This window comes from Nocardioides sp. LMS-CY, from assembly GCF_018732145.1.
In the GTDB taxonomy this organism is placed as follows: Bacteria; Actinomycetota; Actinomycetes; order Propionibacteriales; family Nocardioidaceae; genus Nocardioides; species Nocardioides soli.
The window spans coordinates 5330826-5348399 of record NZ_CP076104.1 but is presented as its reverse complement, the minus strand read 5'-3'; the positions used below and the strand labels follow the sequence as shown (position 1 = coordinate 5348399).

15 protein-coding genes are annotated in these 17574 nt (G+C 71.2%); 14 read left to right on the top strand and 1 reads right to left on the bottom strand.

What is annotated here, in order from left to right; genetic code table 11:
* From KM427_RS25140 to KM427_RS25105, 8 genes are all read left to right on the top strand, one after another.
* A complete protein-coding gene (locus tag KM427_RS25140; RefSeq protein WP_215525748.1) occupies positions 1-1251 on the top strand; it encodes an amidohydrolase family protein in 1251 nt (416 codons plus the stop codon).
* A gap of 223 nt (positions 1252-1474) precedes the next feature.
* Positions 1475-1732 (top strand): hypothetical protein, encoded by a 258-nt coding sequence (locus tag KM427_RS25135; protein ID WP_215525747.1) that lies wholly within the window; start codon positions 1475-1477, stop codon positions 1730-1732.
* A gap of 1 nt (position 1733) precedes the next feature.
* Complete coding sequence (locus tag KM427_RS25130; RefSeq protein WP_215525746.1) at positions 1734-3134, top strand: amidase; 1401 nt, start codon at positions 1734-1736, stop codon at positions 3132-3134.
* 20 nt (positions 3135-3154) lie between these two features.
* Positions 3155-4786 (top strand): sugar ABC transporter ATP-binding protein, encoded by a 1632-nt coding sequence (locus KM427_RS25125; RefSeq protein WP_215525745.1) that lies wholly within the window; start codon positions 3155-3157, stop codon positions 4784-4786.
* Positions 4779-5780 carry an ABC transporter permease gene (locus tag KM427_RS25120; protein WP_215525744.1) on the top strand — a complete coding sequence of 334 codons (1002 nt, stop codon included), beginning with the start codon at positions 4779-4781 and terminating at the stop codon, positions 5778-5780. The genes KM427_RS25125 and KM427_RS25120 overlap by 8 nt, the downstream gene beginning before the upstream one ends.
* A gap of 225 nt (positions 5781-6005) precedes the next feature.
* Entirely contained in the window at positions 6006-7097 is a 1092-nt protein-coding gene (locus tag KM427_RS25115) for a sugar ABC transporter substrate-binding protein (RefSeq protein WP_215525743.1), read from the top strand.
* Positions 7098-7161: 64 nt separating this feature from the next.
* Positions 7162-7680 (top strand): nuclear transport factor 2 family protein, encoded by a 519-nt coding sequence (locus KM427_RS25110; protein ID WP_183595618.1) that lies wholly within the window; start codon positions 7162-7164, stop codon positions 7678-7680.
* 350 nt (positions 7681-8030) lie between these two features.
* Positions 8031-9284 carry a pyridoxal-phosphate dependent enzyme gene (locus KM427_RS25105; protein WP_183595617.1) on the top strand — a complete coding sequence of 418 codons (1254 nt, stop codon included), beginning with the start codon at positions 8031-8033 and terminating at the stop codon, positions 9282-9284.
* Positions 9285-9309: 25 nt separating this feature from the next.
* On the opposite strand, the gene KM427_RS25100 is transcribed toward KM427_RS25105, so the two are convergent.
* Positions 9310-10494: a PucR family transcriptional regulator gene (locus KM427_RS25100; protein ID WP_215525742.1), complete on the bottom strand. Its 1185-nt coding sequence runs from the start codon at positions 10492-10494 to the stop codon at positions 9310-9312.
* Between the two features lie 137 nt (positions 10495-10631).
* Between KM427_RS25100 and KM427_RS25095 the strand changes: the two genes are divergently transcribed.
* Genes KM427_RS25095 through KM427_RS25070 form a run of 6 tightly spaced genes read left to right on the top strand, consistent with a single transcriptional unit; the run spans position 10632 to position 17561 of the window.
* Positions 10632-11864: a M24 family metallopeptidase gene (locus tag KM427_RS25095; protein WP_183595324.1), complete on the top strand. Its 1233-nt coding sequence runs from the start codon at positions 10632-10634 to the stop codon at positions 11862-11864.
* 17 nt (positions 11865-11881) lie between these two features.
* Positions 11882-12565, top strand: coding sequence for an SRPBCC family protein (locus KM427_RS25090; RefSeq protein ID WP_215525741.1), 684 nt, complete (start codon positions 11882-11884; stop codon positions 12563-12565).
* Complete coding sequence (locus KM427_RS25085) at positions 12562-13458, top strand: FAD binding domain-containing protein (protein ID WP_215525740.1); 897 nt, start codon at positions 12562-12564, stop codon at positions 13456-13458. The genes KM427_RS25090 and KM427_RS25085 overlap by 4 nt, the downstream gene beginning before the upstream one ends.
* Positions 13455-14000 carry a (2Fe-2S)-binding protein gene (locus tag KM427_RS25080; RefSeq protein ID WP_215525739.1) on the top strand — a complete coding sequence of 182 codons (546 nt, stop codon included), beginning with the start codon at positions 13455-13457 and terminating at the stop codon, positions 13998-14000. The genes KM427_RS25085 and KM427_RS25080 overlap by 4 nt, the downstream gene beginning before the upstream one ends.
* On the top strand, positions 13993-16398 hold the full coding sequence (locus KM427_RS25075) for a xanthine dehydrogenase family protein molybdopterin-binding subunit (protein ID WP_215525738.1): 2406 nt from the start codon (positions 13993-13995) through the stop codon (positions 16396-16398). The genes KM427_RS25080 and KM427_RS25075 overlap by 8 nt, the downstream gene beginning before the upstream one ends.
* Entirely contained in the window at positions 16395-17561 is a 1167-nt protein-coding gene (locus KM427_RS25070; protein ID WP_183595328.1) for an ABC transporter substrate-binding protein, read from the top strand. Before KM427_RS25075 ends, KM427_RS25070 begins: the two co-directional genes overlap by 4 nt.
* Positions 17562-17574: the final 13 nt, after the last annotated feature.

Here is a 17574-nt window from a genome sequence, read left to right as displayed (position 1 = left end):
ATGGCGAGCATCGAAGAACTGCAGAGGAACACCGACTTCACGACCGCGGTGAAGGGCAAGGTCACCTTCCTGCCCGAGCCGGAGAAGGCGGATCGCAAGTTTCCGATGATCTCGGTGGACGACCACATGGTCGAGCCGCCGAACACCTTCGAGGGCCGGATGCCGGCCAAGTTCGTCGACCAGGCGCCTCGAGTGGTCGACAAGGAGGGTGCGGATGTCTGGATCTACGACGGCAAGGAGCTGCCCAACGTCGGCTTCAACGCGGTGGTCGGCCGGCCCGTCGACGAGTGGAGCTTCGAGCCCGCCCGGTTCACCGACATGCGCCGCGGCGCATGGGACATCGATCACCGGATCAAGGACATGGACCTGTCGGGCGTCTATGCGTCGCTGTGCTTCCCCTCGTTCCTCGCCGGCTTCGGCGGGGTTCGACTCCAGCAGACCACCAAGGACCCGGAGCTGGCGCTGGCCGCGGTACGCGCCTGGAACGACTGGAACATCGAGGAGTGGTCGGGTGCCTACCCGGACCGGATGATCCCGTGCCAGCTGCCCTTCATGCTCGACCCGGAGATCGGCGCTCAGGAGATCTACCGCAACGCCGAACGCGGGTTCAAGGCGGTCACGTTCTCCGAGGCACCGCACCTGCAGGGGTTCCCGTCGATGCACTCGGCGCACTGGGACCCGATCATGCGGGCCTGCGAGGAGACCGGCACGGTGATCAACCTGCACATCGGCTCCTCCGGCACCTCGCCCTCGACCTCCGAGGACGCCCCGCCGGACGTGGTGGGGGTGCTCTTCTTCGGCTACGCGATCTTCGCGACCGTCGACTGGCTCTACTCGAAGATCCCGGTGCGCTTCCCGGACATCAAGATCTGCATGTCCGAGGGCGGGATCGGTTGGGTGCCCGCGCTGCTCGACCGCCTGGATCACATGACGACGTACCACTCGATGTACGGGACCTGGGACGGCATCGACCTCGCGCCGGCCGACGTGCTGCAGCGCAACTTCTACTTCTGCGCGGTCGAGGACCCCTCGTCGTTCGCCCTGATCGACAGGATCGGGGTCGACCACGTCATGGTCGAGGAGGACTACCCGCACTCCGACTCGCTCTGGCCCCGGACGCAGAGCGTCGTCCAGGAGTCGGTCGGCGGCCTGTCGCCCGAGGCGATTCGCAAGGTCACCTGGGAGAACGCCTCGAAGCTGTACCGCCACCCGGTGCCGGAGGCCGTGGTGGCCGACCCGAACAGCTTCTGAGCAGGAGAACGCCCGGGTCCGGGGTCCGTTCGGAGGCGACGTTCTCGGGGTTCGGTCGGGACGGTTGAAGAAACATCCAAATAACTTCTAACATTTGGATAATAGGCGGGCATCGACAGCTACGCCGTGGGTGGAGCGATGCCGGCCCCGCGGGAGACGAGCACGGTGGGCCTCGGGCAGGCGGGCCTCGCGGCCGTGACGGTGGACAAGAAGGAGTAGGCACGTGGATCGTTCTGCACTCTCGGCCGAGACCATCAGGGAGCTGGCTGCCAGCCGGGGCCTTCCGCTCACGGCGGACCAGGTCGCCGGGGTCCAAGGGTTCCAGCGCGCGATGGCCGGCGATCTGGCCCGGCTCCGTTCGGTCCCGCTCGACTTCGTCGGCGACCTGCGGATCCCCGCCGACGCGACCGCCTGGCTGGAGGGCTTCCCCGAGATCGGTCCCGGGGGCCACCCCGTCCCCGTCGACTGCGAAGGGGTGTGAGGTGACCAGCCTGCTGGGCAGATCGGCCACCGAGCTGGTCGACGACTACCGATCCGGGGCCCTCTCGCCGATCGAGGTCGTCGACGCCGCGCTGGCCGAGGTGGAGAGCGACCCGCACAACTCGGTCATCACCTCGTGCCCGGAGAGCGCTCGGGCGGCCGCCGTCAGGTCCGCCGAACGGTACCGGCGGGGCTCCGCGCTGCCGATGGACGGCGTTCCCATCGGCATCAAGGACACGATCGCCACGCGGGGCATCGAGACCTCCGGAGCCGACGCGATCTACGCGGGCTGGGTCCCCGACGAGGACGCCACCGTCGTCGCCCGGCTGCTCGCGGCGGGGGCGGTGCCGGTGGCGAAGCACAATGCCTACGCCTTCGCGCTGGGCCACACCAACACGCACCACGGTGTGGTCACCAACCCCTGGGATCCGGCACGCACCACCGGCGGCTCATCGTCGGGAGCCGGCGCTGCGGTCGCGACCCGCCAGGTGCCCATCTCGATCGGGAGCGACACCGGCGGATCCATCCGGCTGCCGGCGTCCTGGTGCGGCGTCTCCGGCCTGAAGCCGACCTACGGCCGGGTCCCCAACCGGGGTGCGATGCCACTGGCCTGGTCGTTCGACACCATCGGCCCCCTCGCCCGGACCGTCGACGATCTGGCGCTGACCATGCAGTGCATCGCCGGACACGATCCGCGCGACGGCTCCTCGAGCCGTCGGGCGGTGCCGGACTACCTCGATGGCGGGCGGACCGATGTCGACGGACTGCGGATCGGCCTGCCGGAGAACTGGTTCTTCGACATCTGCGACCCGCAGATCGAGGCCGCCGTGCGCGCCGCTGCGCTGGAGCTCGAGGAGGCGGGCGCGACCATCGTCCCCGTCTCGTTCCCGCACGCCGACCTGACCATGGTCGTCGGGTGGATCTGCATGCTCGGCGAGATCGCATCCGCCCACGAGCCCACCGCCCACCGCTTCGACGAGTACGACGAGGCGTTCCAGGAGTACCTGCTCACCAGCTCGTTCGTCGAGCTCAAGGACTACCTGCGGGCGAGCCGGCTGCGCACCGTCGTCCAGGACGACTACCGGGCCGCCTTCGAGCTGGTCGACATGATCATCGCCCCGGGCAACGTCACCTACGCTCCGCGCCTCGACGACTTCCTGTGCCAGGTGGGTGACGAGCAGTACGGCTGGATCGAGGTCTCGGCCCGGTCCACCTACATGGCCAACATCACCGGCCTGCCCTCGTTGGCGCTCCCCGCGGGCCTGGGGTGGAACGGCCTGCCGCTCGGCATCCAGTTCCTGGGGAGGCCGTTCGACGAACGAACCATGCTCCGCGTCGGCCGCTACTACCAGTCGGTCACCCAGCATCACGAGCTGGATCCGGCTGACCGCAGGCCCCGATGACTCCCCCGATGACGCCCCCGATGACTCCCCCGGTGACCGGGCGCGGACCGGTGCTCTCGGTCCGAGACATCTCCAAGACGTTTCCGGGCCAGAAGGCGCTGTCATCGGTCGACCTCACGGTGCAGCCGGGCGAGGTGCATGCCCTGCTGGGCCACAACGGTTCGGGCAAGTCCACGCTGATCAAGGTGCTGGCCGGGTTCCATGTCCCGGACGCCGGTGGCGAGGTCCTCGTCAACGGCGAGCCGCTGGAGCTCGGCGCGCCCTCGCGCAGTCACGAACGAGGGCTTCGCTTCGTCCACCAGGACCTGGCGCTGCTCGGTCCGATGACGGTGGCCGAGAACATGGCCTTCACCATCGGCCACGTCCGGACCCGGGTCGGCACCATCGATCGGGACAGTGAGCGGTCGCGGACCACGGCCTTGATGGACCGGATCGGGATCCAGGTCGACGTGGACGCGAAGGTCGAGGACCTCGATCCCATCGATCGGGCGATCGTGGGCATCGCCCGGGCACTGGACGGCCTCGATGGGAACGGCGGCCTGCTGGTGCTCGACGAGCCGACTGCGGCCTTGCCTCCCCACGAGGTGGGCCGCCTCTTCGCGGTGGTCCGTGACCTGCGCGACCGTGGTGTCTCGTGTCTCTACGTCACTCACCGCATGGACGAGGTGCACGAGCTCACCGACACGTTCACCGTCCTTCGTGACGGCGAGGTCGTGCAGAGCGGGCGGACGGCGGACTACTCGGGCGACGAGCTGATCGGCTTCATCCTCGGTGCCCAGGCCCGGCAGCAGACGCGGACCCCCGGCGGTGCGCGCGAGTCCACGGACGGCGAGGGTCGCGCCGGAGCCGCGCTCGTGGTCGAGAACCTTCGAGCGGCCCGGGTGGAGCGGTTCAGCCTGAGCGTGGCCCCCGGCGAGGTCGTGGGCATCGCCGGGGTGATGGGGTCGGGTCGGGAGTTCATCGGACCCGCCCTGACCGGTGCCGTGTCCGCCACGGCGGACCGGTACCAGACGTCGAGGGGGCCGATCGGGGCGATCTCGCCGCGGAACACCCGGCGCCACGGCGTGGTGATGGTCCCCGGCACGCGCGGTCCGGGGTCCATGATCGAGAGCTTCTCGGTCACCGAGAACCTCACCTTCGCCACGCTCGACCGCTACAGCCGCCTCGGCTGGCTGGACCGGCCAGGCGAGCGGCGGGCGGCCACCTCGTGGGTGCAGCGCTTCGGGGTGCGGCCGGCGGACCCGGACCGGGCGCTGCGGTACCTGAGCGGGGGGAACAAGCAGAAGGTCCTGGTGGCCAAGTGGCTCAACACCGATCCCTCCGTGGTGGTGATGGATGAGCCGACCGCGGGCGTGGACGTCGGCGCCAGCGCGGCCATCCACGACATGATCGTCGACGTGGCCGCCCAGGGGGTGGCCTGCATCGTGACCTCCTCGGACCTCGACGACCTGATCGCCGTCGCCACTCGCGTCATCGTGATGGACCGCGGCGTCGTCACCGCCACGCTCTCGGGGGAGCAGATCGAGAAGAACTCGATCCTGTCCGCGATGAGTGGCGCCACCGACGCGCGCGCCGACCGCGCCGACCGCGCCGACCTCATGGAGCGGTCGCGCCAACCCGACCACCTGGATCTGGAGGAGCCCCATGTCTGACCTGGCAGTGGAGCCTGTTGCCGCCGACGAGAGGACCGCGCGGTCGGCCAGATCTGGCCTGGCCCGGCTGTCGTTCCGCAACGTCGGGGCTGTCTACGTGTGGCTCGCCATCATCGTGCTGTTCGGCGTGCTGAGCCCGGACTCGTTCCTCACGGCCGACACCGCTCGGACGGTTCTGAACAACTACTCGGTGACCGGCCTGGTGGCGCTGAGCCTGGTCATTCCCATGGCCGCCGGGCTCTTCGACGCCTCGGTGGGGAACATGGTGGGCCTGGCCGGCATCTTCTCGGCCTATGCCGTGGCCACCTGGGATCTCGGCGGTGGGACGGCGATCCTCCTCACCCTCGTGCTGTGCGCTCTGTGTGGCCTGTTCAACGGCTTCGTCGTCGTGGTCCTCCGGGTGCACTCCCTCATCGGGACGCTGGCCACCGGATCGCTCTTCCTCGCGCTGACCTTGGCGATCTCGAAGGAGCAGAGCATCACGCAGAACGTCGGGCGTCTCCGATCGGTGCTGGCGGGTCACTACGTCCTCACGGTGACGATCCCGGTGATCGTGTTCCTGGCGCTGACGGTGGTGCTCACCGTCGTGATGGACCGGACCACCGTCGGCCGGTCGTGGTACGCCCTCGGCTTCGACGCCGAGGTCGGCCGCTTGGTCGGGCTCCGGGTCCGGTCGCTGCAGATGACGGCGCTGGTGATCGCAGCGGTCATCTCCGGCGTGGCCGGCATGCTCCTCACCGCGCGCATCGGCTCGGCCTCGCCCGCGGTCGGTCCCAGCTACCTCCTGCCGGCCTTCGCGGCCGTGTTCCTCGGGGCGACGCAGTTCCGGGGAGGTCGGTTCAACGCACCGGGCACCGCCGTCGCCGTGCTCATGATCGGCACGGGGACCATCGGGCTCTCGTTGGCGGGTGCGCCGACCTGGTCCTCCCAGGTCTTCCAGGGGGTCGTCCTGATCGCGGCCATCGCGCTGTCGTCCTTCGGGCGGCGCGGCTGAGCCCGGTGGCGCCGCGCCGGGAGCGCCTCTTGACTCATATATTCAAATCTTCTATAACTTAACCAGTCGCTGCGAGGAAGCGCCTCCGGCGGCCCCGACAAAGCCGGCCGAACGCCGCCTGGTCGTGGACGTGCTCACCGCCACGCGAAAGGCGTTCCTCGCCGAGCATCCTGAGGAGCAGATGTGTTTCGATTCCACCTCGCGCGTTCCGGGGCGATCGCCCTCGTGACGGCTCTCCTGGCGGCGGGTTGCAGCGCCGCCGATGACAGCGGATCCACCAAGGAGGCGTCGACCGACGACGTCGCCGCCGCCGCGGCCGGGCAGCTCAAGGAGTACCGGGACCGGCCCACGGCCATCAACGTGACCGAGCCGCTCGCCGGCAAGCCGCCGGCGGGCAAGACGGTGTACTGGATCCAGTGCGGCGCACCGGCGTGTGCGACGCTCGGCGACTTCGCCGAGGAGGCCGGCGAAGCGCTCGACTGGAAGGTGGTTCGGGTGAACGCCGGGCTGTCGCCCGAGACGATCAAGAACGCGTGGGGCGAGGCGGCACGGGCGGTTCCGGCCCCGGACGGGGTGATCTTCAGCGGGTTCCCGCGGGAGATCTACGAGGACGAGATCCAGACGCTGGCCGGCAAGGACGTTCCCATCGTCACCATCTCGGTCGACGAGGAGGCGGGCAACGGCGTGACGGCGGTGCTCGGCGCCGCCCAGGAGCGCAACGTCAAGACCGGCCACATCCAGGCCCTCTACTTGCTCGCGCAGGAAGGCGCCGACGCGAATGCGGTGTTCTTCCAGGTTCCGGCCTTCCCGACGCATCTCATCCAGGCGGCGGCGTTCGAGGAGACCTTCGGTGAGCTGTGCGGCGACTGCGCGCTCGACGTCGTCGACCTGCCCGCGGAGAGCATGGGCACCGACATGCCCCAGCGAATCGTCGCCTACCTGCAGGCACACCCGGACGTGAACTCGGTGACGCTCGCCCTCGCCGACATGGCCATCGGTCTGCCGGCGGCCATCCGCGACGCCGGGCTCCAGGACCGCATCACCATCGTGACCGACACTCCGGACACCACGGTCGCGACCTACCTCGCGGAGGGCGACGTGGTGGTCGCCTCGACCACGTACCCGGGCAAGGAGATGATCTGGCAGGCGTTCGACATCTTCATCCGCCAGATGCTGGGTGAGGACTTCGCCGAGTCGGCCGGCGCGCCCACCCTCGCGTGGCTGGTCACCAAGGACAACATCCCGGACCCGGCCAAGCCGTTCCCGCTCGTGGAGGACTACCGGGAGCAGTTCCTCGAGCTCTGGAACCTGGGCTGATCGACCGTGGTGCCGCTCGGCCGAGGGCGAGCACCAGTCCCACACCTGCGAAAGAGAGGACGTCATGTCCGAGATCGAGGACCTGAGGCACCAGGTTGCGCGGCTCCAGGCCGTGCACGACATCAGCACCCTGATGGCGGAGTACGCCCGCCGGTGCGATCTCCGCGAGAACATCGACGCGATCGGCGAGCTGTTCGCCGAGGACGCCGTCTACGAGACGCAGGGTCATCTGGCCGAATCTCCACCGGTCGTCGGCCGTGCCGCGATCGTCGACCTGTTCAAGGGCCTTCCGGACCTGCTCAGCTTCACCGCGCACTTCCTGGCGAACCCGAACGTGCAGGTCGGGCCGGACGGTGACACGGCGCGGGGTCAGTGGCACACCCTCGAGTTCGCCACCACCTCGACCGATCCGAGCGAGCAGCTCGTCATGGTGGCGTGGTACGACAACGACTTCGTCCGGGAGGGGTCGCGCTGGGTGCTCCAGCGCATCCGGTTCCGCGACACGGGGGTCTTCCCGTACTCCGAGGGCTGGGCGAAGGTGCGCTACGTCTCCCTGAGCACCCTCGAGCGGGTGCCGCACTGAGGGGCACCGGCATGAGGCCGTAGCACCGGCCGGGCAGGACGACTCGTCGTCCTGCCCGGCCGGAACTGCTTTCCGGGGAGGACCGGCGAGTCCCGCCCACCGCCCGCCGCTGTAGCGAATCCACCAGCGGTGGCCTCGGACATGGGCTCGAGTTGTGGAGTATCCACGGAACCGCGCCGGACAACTTGCCGCGCATCCACGTGGTGGGCCGCCGCCGCGGACGACACCATGAGTCGCTCAGGGAGCGCTGGCGGTAGTCGAGGAGGCAGGTCACGTGGTTGGCGGGTTGGTCGGACGGTCGTGCGGGTCACCCGCGGTCTCGGGCTCGGGTCAGGGGACGGAGCGTCGTCATGCCGTTCGCTGAGTCGGTGCGGTGCCCGCGGTGCCGGGCGGCGTACGCCGCCCGCGACGACCTCCGTGGTGGGTGCGCACGCTGCTGGGCCGAGGACGGCGTCCGGGTGAACCTCCGGTGCGAGGTGCCGCTCGACCCCGAGGAGGCGCGCCGCGCGCTGCTGAACGCGCCGGGTCGCAGCATGTGGGACTTCCAGGCGCTCCTGCCCGTCGACGAGAAGGACCGGGTCGACCTCGGCGAGGGGTGGACCCCGATGACCAGGCTCGAGTCGGCCGGCGAGCGGCTCGGCGTCCCGCAGCTGTGGGCCAAGAACGAGGCCAGCAACCCGACCTGGTCCCACAAGGACCGGCTCTGCGCGGTGGCCACGGCCGCCGCGCGGCGGCTCGGTGCGCGCGCGACGACGGCGGTCTCGACCGGCAACCACGGCGCCTCCGTCGCGGCGTACGCCGCGCGGGCCGGCCTGCCGTGCGTCATCTTCACGCTGCAGGACGTGCCCGAGGCGATGCTGGCCTTCATCAACGCGTACGGCGCGACGGTGGTGGCGGCCCGCACCGTCGCCGACCGCAACGAGCTGATGCGCCGGGCGATGAGCTCGCACGGGCTGTACCCCATCTCCAACGCGTCCACGCCCTCGGTCGGGAGCACGCCGTTCGGCATCGACGGCTACAAGACGATCGCGTACGAGACCTGGCTCCAGCTCGACCAGCGCGTCCCGGACTGGGTGGTCGTGCCCGTGGGCTATGGCGACTGCCTCAGCGGCGTGGCTCGTGGGTTCGAGGATCTCGTCGAGCTCGGGCTGACCACCCGGGTGCCGCGCCTGGTCGCGGCGGAGGTGTTCGGAGCCGTGGGCGCTGCCATCTCCGGCGGAGCCACGCCCCGGACGGGCGAGCCGAGCTCGACCAAGGCCTTCTCGATCGCGACCACCACCGCGACGGACCAGTCGATCCGGACCGTCCAGGACTCGGGCGGGGTCGCCGTGACCGTCGGCGAGGACGCGATCATCGACGCCCAGCGCCTGCTCGGCGTCGAGGAGGGGCTCTTCGTCGAGGCGTCGGCGGCCGCGGGCTTCGCGGCCGCGGCCAGCCTCGCCGGGGACGGCCACCTCCGGCCGGAGGACCAGGTCGTCGTGCTGTCGACGTCGTCGGGGCTCAAGGATCCACTCGGCGCCCAGGCGTGGCAGCGGCCGGTCGTGCGCGCCGACTCCGGGGAGGCCGACCTGCGGGCCGTGCTCGACGAGGCGCTCGCGCGCTGAGCCACGGCGTCCGGACCGGCCCGGGTCAGGCCGGGTGCGCCTCGCCGACGCCGATCTCCCCGGCCCGCAGCGCGAGCAGTACGTCGGCGCGCACCAGCTCGGCGGCCGAGTCGGCGCCCATCTGCTCGCAGATCCGCCGGATCCGGTAGGTGACGGTGTTCTCGTGCACCCGCAGCGCGCCCGCGGTGGCGCGCGTCGACATGCCGGACTCGAGGAACGTGCGCAGCGTGTCCAGGAGCGCGGCCGAGCCGATCCCGCCGAGCACCGCGGACACCATCTGACTCGCCATCACCGGGTTCTCGACCAGCAGCACCTCGGGGATCACGTCCTCGAACCTCGTCAGCTCCCGGCCGGTCAGCTGCCCGACCTTCAACGCGTTGAGGGCCTCGCGCAGCGAGCCCGCGCACTCGTTGAAGCGGGGCCGGCTCTCCCCGAGGCCCAGGGCGGTCCCCTCCGGTACGTCGGCGTCCCCGAGCGCCCGGGAGAGCACCTCCTCGGCCCGCGCGAAGTCCGCGAACACCAGGATCGTGAAGCCCTGGTGACTCCCGATCAGGGTGCGGTTCGCGACGTGGGGACGGAGGCGCTCGGTGATCGCGCGCCTGGCCCGCGCGACGAGCAGGCCGTCCTGGCGGCGTACGGAGAGCGCCACCGCCCGGTGCGGCAGGTGCGCCTCGACGCCGACCATGCTGGCCCGCCGGTCCAGGTCGGCCGGATCGAGCGCCTCCGCGCCGGCCAGACGCGAGACCAGGTCGACGCCCACGTGGCTGACCTGCGCGTGCAGCTCGCTCGCGATCTGCCGGTACGACGTGGTGCTCGCCGTGATCATCGCGTCGATCGCGACACCGACCCGGCGGGCCGCCTCCTGGACCTCGCCGGCGGTCAGCGCACCCGTGCCCCCGAGCAGCCGGGTCAGCAGCACCCGCTCGGCGTTGTGCCACGAGCCGACGACGCTCTCGATCGGCACACCCTGGACGGCGCGCCGCTCGCTCAGCCGCCGGGCCGGCGCCAGCTCGGCGTCGTTCGGAGGGCGGCGCTCGATCACCGCCAGCAGGATGGACCGCATGCTGGCGGTGATCGCCTCCGACAGCTCGGTGCGGTCCAGCATGCTCACCTCGTAGCCCGGGAGCCGCTCCCACACCGCGGCGGTCAGGTGCTCCGCGATCTGCTCGTCGGTCGCCAGCAACTCCCGCGCACGTTGTGTGATGTCCACAGTTCTCCCATGAATTTCTCGCCAGGATCCACGTATCTCAACAAGATGCTAGTGGCCAAGATCATCCTCATGATTGTTCAGGCCACGACCGGCCGCCGCTCCGCCGGTGCCGGCTCCGGGGACCCGGTGGTCGACGGATGACCGCCCTGCCGCAGCACGCCTCGATCGCCGTCGACGCGCCCACGCCCACCCTCCCGACGCGTCCGGTCGTCGACCAGCAGGCGCTGGCCACCGCCCGCCGGGACCGGCTGCGTCGCGTCATCGACGAGATCGGCGTCCACGCGCTGGTGCTGCTGACCCCCGACGCGGTGCAGTACGCCACCGGCTACCGCTCCGTCGGCGCCGGCCTGTACGCCACCCACCGGATGGCCGCGATCCTGACCGCCGACGACTGCTGGCTGGTCTGCCCCGCCGGCGACGCGGGCGCCGCCGTCGACGCCGGCCTCCCCATCGAGCGCATCGTCCCCTTCGGGACCTTCTTCTTCGAGAGCGTCGACCGCTCCCCGCTGAGCGAGAACGTCGGGCGCCACCCGCACCTCGAGGCGGCGGTCCGGTACGTCGTCGGCGCCGTCGGGTCGGTCGGCTCCGGCGTCATGCGGTGGGGTGTCGACGGCCTGTCGACCAGCCACGAGTTCGGCGACCGGGTCAGCCTCGTCGACGCCACCGACGCGGTCGCGCGAGCGCGCCGGGAGAAGCTGCCCGCCGAGGTCGACCTGCTCCGGTACGCCGCGCTCCTGACCGAGGCCGCCATGGCCTCGGCGGTCGCGCACGCCGGCGCCGGCATGACCGAGAAGGAGATCGCCGACCACGTCGCGGGCGTCATGGTCGCCGGCGGGGGCGAGCCGCGGTTCGTGGTCTCCGGGACCGGGACCCGCTCGGCGCTCTCCGACAGCTTCGCCTCGGGGCGGACCTGGCAGCCCGGGGAGATCCTCCGCTTCGACGCCGGATGCGTCGTCGACGGCTACTGGTCCGACCTGGGCCGCACGGTCGTGCTCGACACGCCCTCGCAGGTCCAGCTCGTGCGGTACGAGGCGATCCTGGCCGGCCAGGAGGCGGCGTTCGAGCTGACGAGGAGCGGAGCGACCGGACGCTCCCTGTTCGAGGCCGCGGTGCGCACCGTCAACGCGCGCGGCCTGCCGTACCGCCGGCAGCACTGCGGCCACGGCATCGGGCTGTCGATCTACGAGCGGCCGAGCGTGTCACCCGCGGGTGACGCGCCGATCCCCGTCGGTAGCACGCTGTGCATCGAGACGCCGTACTACGAGCTCGGCTGGGGCGGGATGATGGTGGAGGACACCGTTCTGGTCACCGAATCCGGTTACGAGCGCCTCAACGAAACCGACCGGCGGCTCTGGGTCGCCGAGGCCTGAGACGGAACGGAGATCCGATGATCATCACCAACGACTTCGAGGTCGGGGCACCGCTCGACCGGGCCTGGCCGGTGCTGCTGGACATCCCGCGGGTCGCCCGCTGTCTCCCGGGCGCCCAGCTCGAGTCGAGCGACGGCGCCGTCCACCGCGGGCGGATGAGCGCGAAGATCGGACCGATCAGCGCGACGTACGCCGGCACCGCGACCGTCCTCGAGATCGACGACGACGCCCACGTCGTCGTGATGCGGCTGGAGGCTCGGGAGGCACGGGGTCAGGGGAACGCGAACGCCGTCCTCACGATGCGCCTGGCCGGCGGCGACGACTCCACCCGGATCTCCGTCGAGACCGACCTCAAGATGACCGGCGCGCACGCCCAGTTCGGGCGCGGCATCCTCCAGTCCGTCGCGGGCGCGATGATCACGACGTTCGCCGCGAACCTGGAGGCCGAGATCAGCGGCGGCGGACCGGACGCCGCGCCGGCCGAGGACGCACCCGCGGCGCAGGCCGCCCCGGCTCCCACGGCCGGCGGCGCTCCGCTCGACGTCGCGAGCCTGCTCCCCGCGCTCCCGATCCCGGCCCTCGGCCGGACGGCGGTCGTCGCCGTGGCCGGCCTGGCCGTCGGCCTCCTGCTCGGCCGCCGCAAGCGGTCCGGCGTCACCGTGCACCTGCACTTCCACCCGACGAGCGTGACGAAGCCGTGAAGCCCCCGCCGTTCGACTACACCGCGCCGCGCTCGCTGGGGGAGGCCCTCCGTGCGCTGGCCGACGCCGCCGGCGACGGCAAGGTGATCGCGGGCGGACAGAGCCTCGTGCCGCTGATGAACTTCCGCTTCGCCCGGCCGGGGCTGCTCGTCGATGTCAACCGGATCCCCGAGCTCACCGGCATCCGCCGCCGCGACGGCGAGCTGCGCATCGGCGCCACGACCCGGCAGGCGGACGCCGAGCAGTCCGGCATCATCGCCCGGGGCTGGCCCCTGCTCCACCAGGCGCTCCCCCACGTCGCGCACCAGCAGATCCGCAACCGCGGCACCGTCGGCGGCTCCGTCGCCCACGCCGACCCGGCGGCCGAGATCTGCTCCGTGCTGCTGGCGTACGGCGGACGGGTCGAGGTCGCCTCGGTGCGCGGCGTGCGCGAGATCGACGCCTCGGACCTCTTCGTCGGGCAGTTCGTGACGACGATCGAGGCCGACGAGATCCTGACCGCCGTCGTCGTGCCCCCGCCGCCGGCCGGCACCGGGACGGCCTTCCACGAGGTCGCCCGCCGGCACGGCGACTTCGCCCTCGCCGGCGCCGCCGCCGCCGTCACCACCGACGACCGGGGGCGGTGCGAGCGCGCCTCGCTGTGCCTGCTCGGAGCGGCCCCGACCCCGATCTGCCGCGCGGCCGCCGAAGCGCACCTCGTGGGCAACGAGCTCACCGACGCGGTGCTGGCCGAGGCGGTCGCGCTCGCCACCGCCGACATCGAGCCGCCCTCCGACGTGCACGGCAGCTCGGCGTACCGCACGAGAGCGGCCCGGGAGATGGCCGCCCGGGCCCTGACCGAGGCGTTCGCGCGGTCCGCCCGCGACCGGGGCCAGAGGAAGGAGGCGTCGTGAGAGTCGAGATCAACCTCAACGGGAAGCCCTTCGCCGCCGACGTCGAGCCGCGCATGCTGCTCTCGGACTTCATCCGCCACGAGGCGTGCCTGACCGGCACCCACGTGGGCTGCGAACAGGGTGGCTGCGGCGCCTGCACCGTCCAGGTCGACGGTCGCGCGGTCCGTTCCTGCCTGCTCTTCGCGATCCAGGTCGACGGCTCGACCGTGCGGACCGTCGAGGCGCTGAGCGACGAGCGCGACGGCGCACTGCACCCGCTGCAGGAGGCGTTCCGGGAGTGCCACGGCCTGCAGTGCGGCTTCTGCACCCCGGGATTCCTGATGAGCCTGGAGCCCGCGCTGGCGAGCGGCCCGCTCGACGACGAGCAGGCGATCCGCGACGCCATCAGCGGCAACATCTGCCGGTGCACCGGCTACGCGGGCATCGTCGACGCCGTCCGGCACGCCTCGAACACGATCTGGAACGACCCCGACATCGGCACGGTCGACGACCTCGGGTCGCTGGGCGAGGACGCGCCTCGGTCGGGAGCCGGCGATGAGTGAGATGATCCCCCGCCTGGTCGGCCAGCGCGTCAAGCGGGTCGAGGACCCCCGGCTGCTCACGGGTCGCGGCGAGTACGTCGACGACGTCCACCTGCCGCGGATGCTCCACGTCGCACTCCTGCGCAGCTCGGTCGCCCACGCGCGGATCGTCGGCATCGACACCGCGGCGGCCGCCGAGCTGCCCGGCGTGCATCTGGTGGTGACGGCCGACGACCTGCGCGACCGGGTGCAGCCGATCGTCTGCGACATCCTGCCGCCGGGCGCCTGGCAGACGAGCGCGTACCCGATCCTCGCCGACGGCAAGGTCCGGTTCGTCGGCGAGCCCGTCGTCGCCGTGGTCGCGGACAGCCGCTACGTCGCGGAGGACGCGATCGAGGCGATCGGGGTCTCCTACGAGGAGCTCCCTCCGGTGATGACCGTGACGGCCGCGGAGGCGGGTCCCGAGACCCAGGTGCACGAGGCCTGGGACGAGGCGTGGTTCACCCACAAGCAGCTCCGCGTCGGCGACATCGACCGGGTCTTCGCGGAGGCGGCCGGGGTGACCCGCCGCTCGGTCGAGGTCGGTCGCCACACCGGCATGCCGCTCGAGACCCGGGCGATCATCGCCGACTACAACCCGTCGAGCAACGCGCTCACCGTGCACATGACGACCCAGATGCCGCACATCATGCGCACCGGCCTGGCCGACCACCTCGGCATGCCGGAGCACCAGATCCGCGTCATCTCCAAGGACGTCGGCGGCGGGTTCGGGGTCAAGGCCGAGCTCTACCCCGAGGACATCCTCGTGTCCCACCTGGCCACCCGGCTCGGGCGCCCGGTCAGCTGGGTCGAGGACCGACGCGAGCACCTGCTCGGCACGATCCACGCCCGCGAGCACTTCTACGAGCTCGAGGCCGCGTGGGACGAGAGCGGGCGCATCCTCGCCGTCCGCGCGGAGATCCGGGTCGACGGCGGTGCGTACTCCGTCTACCCCTACAGCGCCTCCATGGAGCCCGGGATGGCGATGGGCGTGCTGACCGGCATGTACGACGTACCGGTCTACCACGCCGACTCCTGGGCGATCGCCACCAACAAGACCCCCCTCGGTCCGTACCGGGGCGTGGCCCGGCCCTCCGCGTGCTTCGCCATGGAGCGGCTCATGGACGCGGTCGCCCACGACACCGGCATCGACCCGCTCGAGCTGCGCCGGCGCAACCTCGTCCGGGCCGACCAGATGCCGCACACCACGCCGTCGGGTCTCGAGTACGACAGCGGCGACTTCGAGGCCACCTTCCGCAAGGCCGCCGAGATCCTCGGCTACGACGCCACGCGTGAGCAGCAGGAGGAGCTGCGCGGCGAGGGGCGCTACCTGGGCATCGGGGTCGGGAGCTACGTTGAGCAGACGGCGCACGGCGCGGCCGAGTTCGTGAAGCGCGGCCTGCCGGTCATCTTCGGCTACGACACGAGCCGGATCCGCATCGACGCCTCCGGGAACGTCCTGGTGCACCCGACCTCGCACTCCCACGGGCAGGGTCACGAGACGACGATCGCCCAGGTCGTCGCCGACGCGCTCGGCATCGAGATCGAGCGGATCCGGGTCGTGTACGGCGACACCCAGGACGTGGCGTACGGCAGCGGCACGCTCGGGAGCCGGAGCATGGTCATGGCCGGCGGCGCCGCCCACCTCGCCGCGGTCGAGCTCCGCGACCGACTGGTCCGGATCGCCGCGCACAACCTGGAGGTCGACCCCGGTGACCTCGAGGTCGCCGACGGCGAGGTCCGGGTCAAGGGGTCGCCCGCGACCGCGGTCGCCATCACCGAGATCGCGCGGTGGGCGCACCACCGGCCCGAGCGGATCCCGAGCGACCTGGAGCCCACCCTCGAGGTGACCTCCAGCTACGGAGCGCCGCCGGGGACCGGTGCGTTCTCCCACGCGGTGCACATGGCGCTGGTCGAGGTCGACCCGGCACTCGGGACCGTCCAGGTGCTGCGCTACGTCGTCGCCGAGGACTGCGGCCGGATCGTGAACCCGATGATCGTCGACGGCCAGGTCACCGGCGGCGTCGCGCAGGGTCTCGGTGGCGCGCTCCTCGAGGAGATCGTGCACGACGCGGAGGGGCAGCCGCTGACCACGTCGCTGCTCGACTACCTCTGGCCGACCGCCCACGACGTCCCCTTCGTCGAGATCGGCCATCTCGAAAGCCTCTCGCCCTTCACCATCGGCGGCATCAAGGGCATGGGAGAAGGCGGCGCCATCGCACCGGGTGCGGTGATCGCCGGCGCAGTTGAGGACGCCATGCGTCCACTCGGGGGCGGATTCGTCCGCAAGGTCCCGCTCACCCCGGAGCGGGTGCTCAACCTACTGAACGTCGACCCGACCGGGCGCGTTCCGGAATCCCATGAGGAGAACCAGAAATGAAGCTCAACCGCACTCTGTGTCTCACGGCCGTCGCCACGCTGGCGAGCGCGATGACGCTGGCCGGCTGCAGCGACGCCGGCGGTTCCGGTGACAGCGACACGTACAAGATCGGGATGCTGGCGGCCCTGTCCGGACCGTCGGCCCAGGCCGGACAGCACCAGCGCGACGGCGCCCAGGCCGCGGTCGACGCCATCAACGCCGCCGGCGGCGTCAACGGCCGCGACCTCAAGCTCGTGGTCCGCGACGACGCGGGCAACCCGAACACCGCGGTGAGCGGGTTCAACGACCTGATCCGCGACCAGAGCGTGATCGGCATGTTCGGCTCCACCTTCGGCGCCGCGACCCTCGCCATCAAGCCGCTGCTGGCGCGCAACAAGATCGCCGTGCTGGCCCCCAACACCACGCACGAGGTCACCAACCCGGTCGACGAGTGGCTCTTCCGGGGCATCATCTCCGCGCAGACCGAGGTCGAGGCCGTGGTCGACCTGCTCCAGCAGGCGGGTCTCACGAAGGTCGCGATCCTCCACTCGACCGACGCCTACGGCGCCCAGGGAGGCAAGCTCCTCAGCGAGAGCGACCTCGACGTCGTCGCCGTCGAGGAGATGGAGGCCGACGCCACCGACGTCACCACGCAGCTGACCCGGATCAAGGCCAAGCAGCCCGACGCGCTCCTCGTCTGGTCCATCACCCCGGGTGCGGGCCTGGTGCTCAAGAACGCCGGGCAGGTCGGACTCAACATCCCCATGCTCAGCGGCGTCGTGGGCCCGACCGCCGGCAACCTGACCGCGGCCGGCAAGTCCTCGGTGCTCGAGCACTGGCTCAACGTCGGCCTCATCGACCCCGCGAACCCGCTGCCGCGCCAGGAGGACGCGATCGCGACGCTCAAGAAGGCGCACAGCGACTACGAGCCCGACGTCTACTCCGTGACCGGGTACGCCGGCATCGACCTGATCGCCCAGGCCCTCGAGGACGCCGGCGACGACGCCGACCGCGAGTCGCTGCGCGACTCCCTGGAGAGCCTGCAGGACGTCGACACGGTCGCCGGCACGTTCAGCTACTCCGCGGACAACCACGACGGCGTCGGCATCGACAGCGTCGTCTGGCTCGCCGTCGAGGACGGCACCTACCGCCGCGTCGACGACCCGATCTCGGTCCTCGACTGATCCGACGATTCGG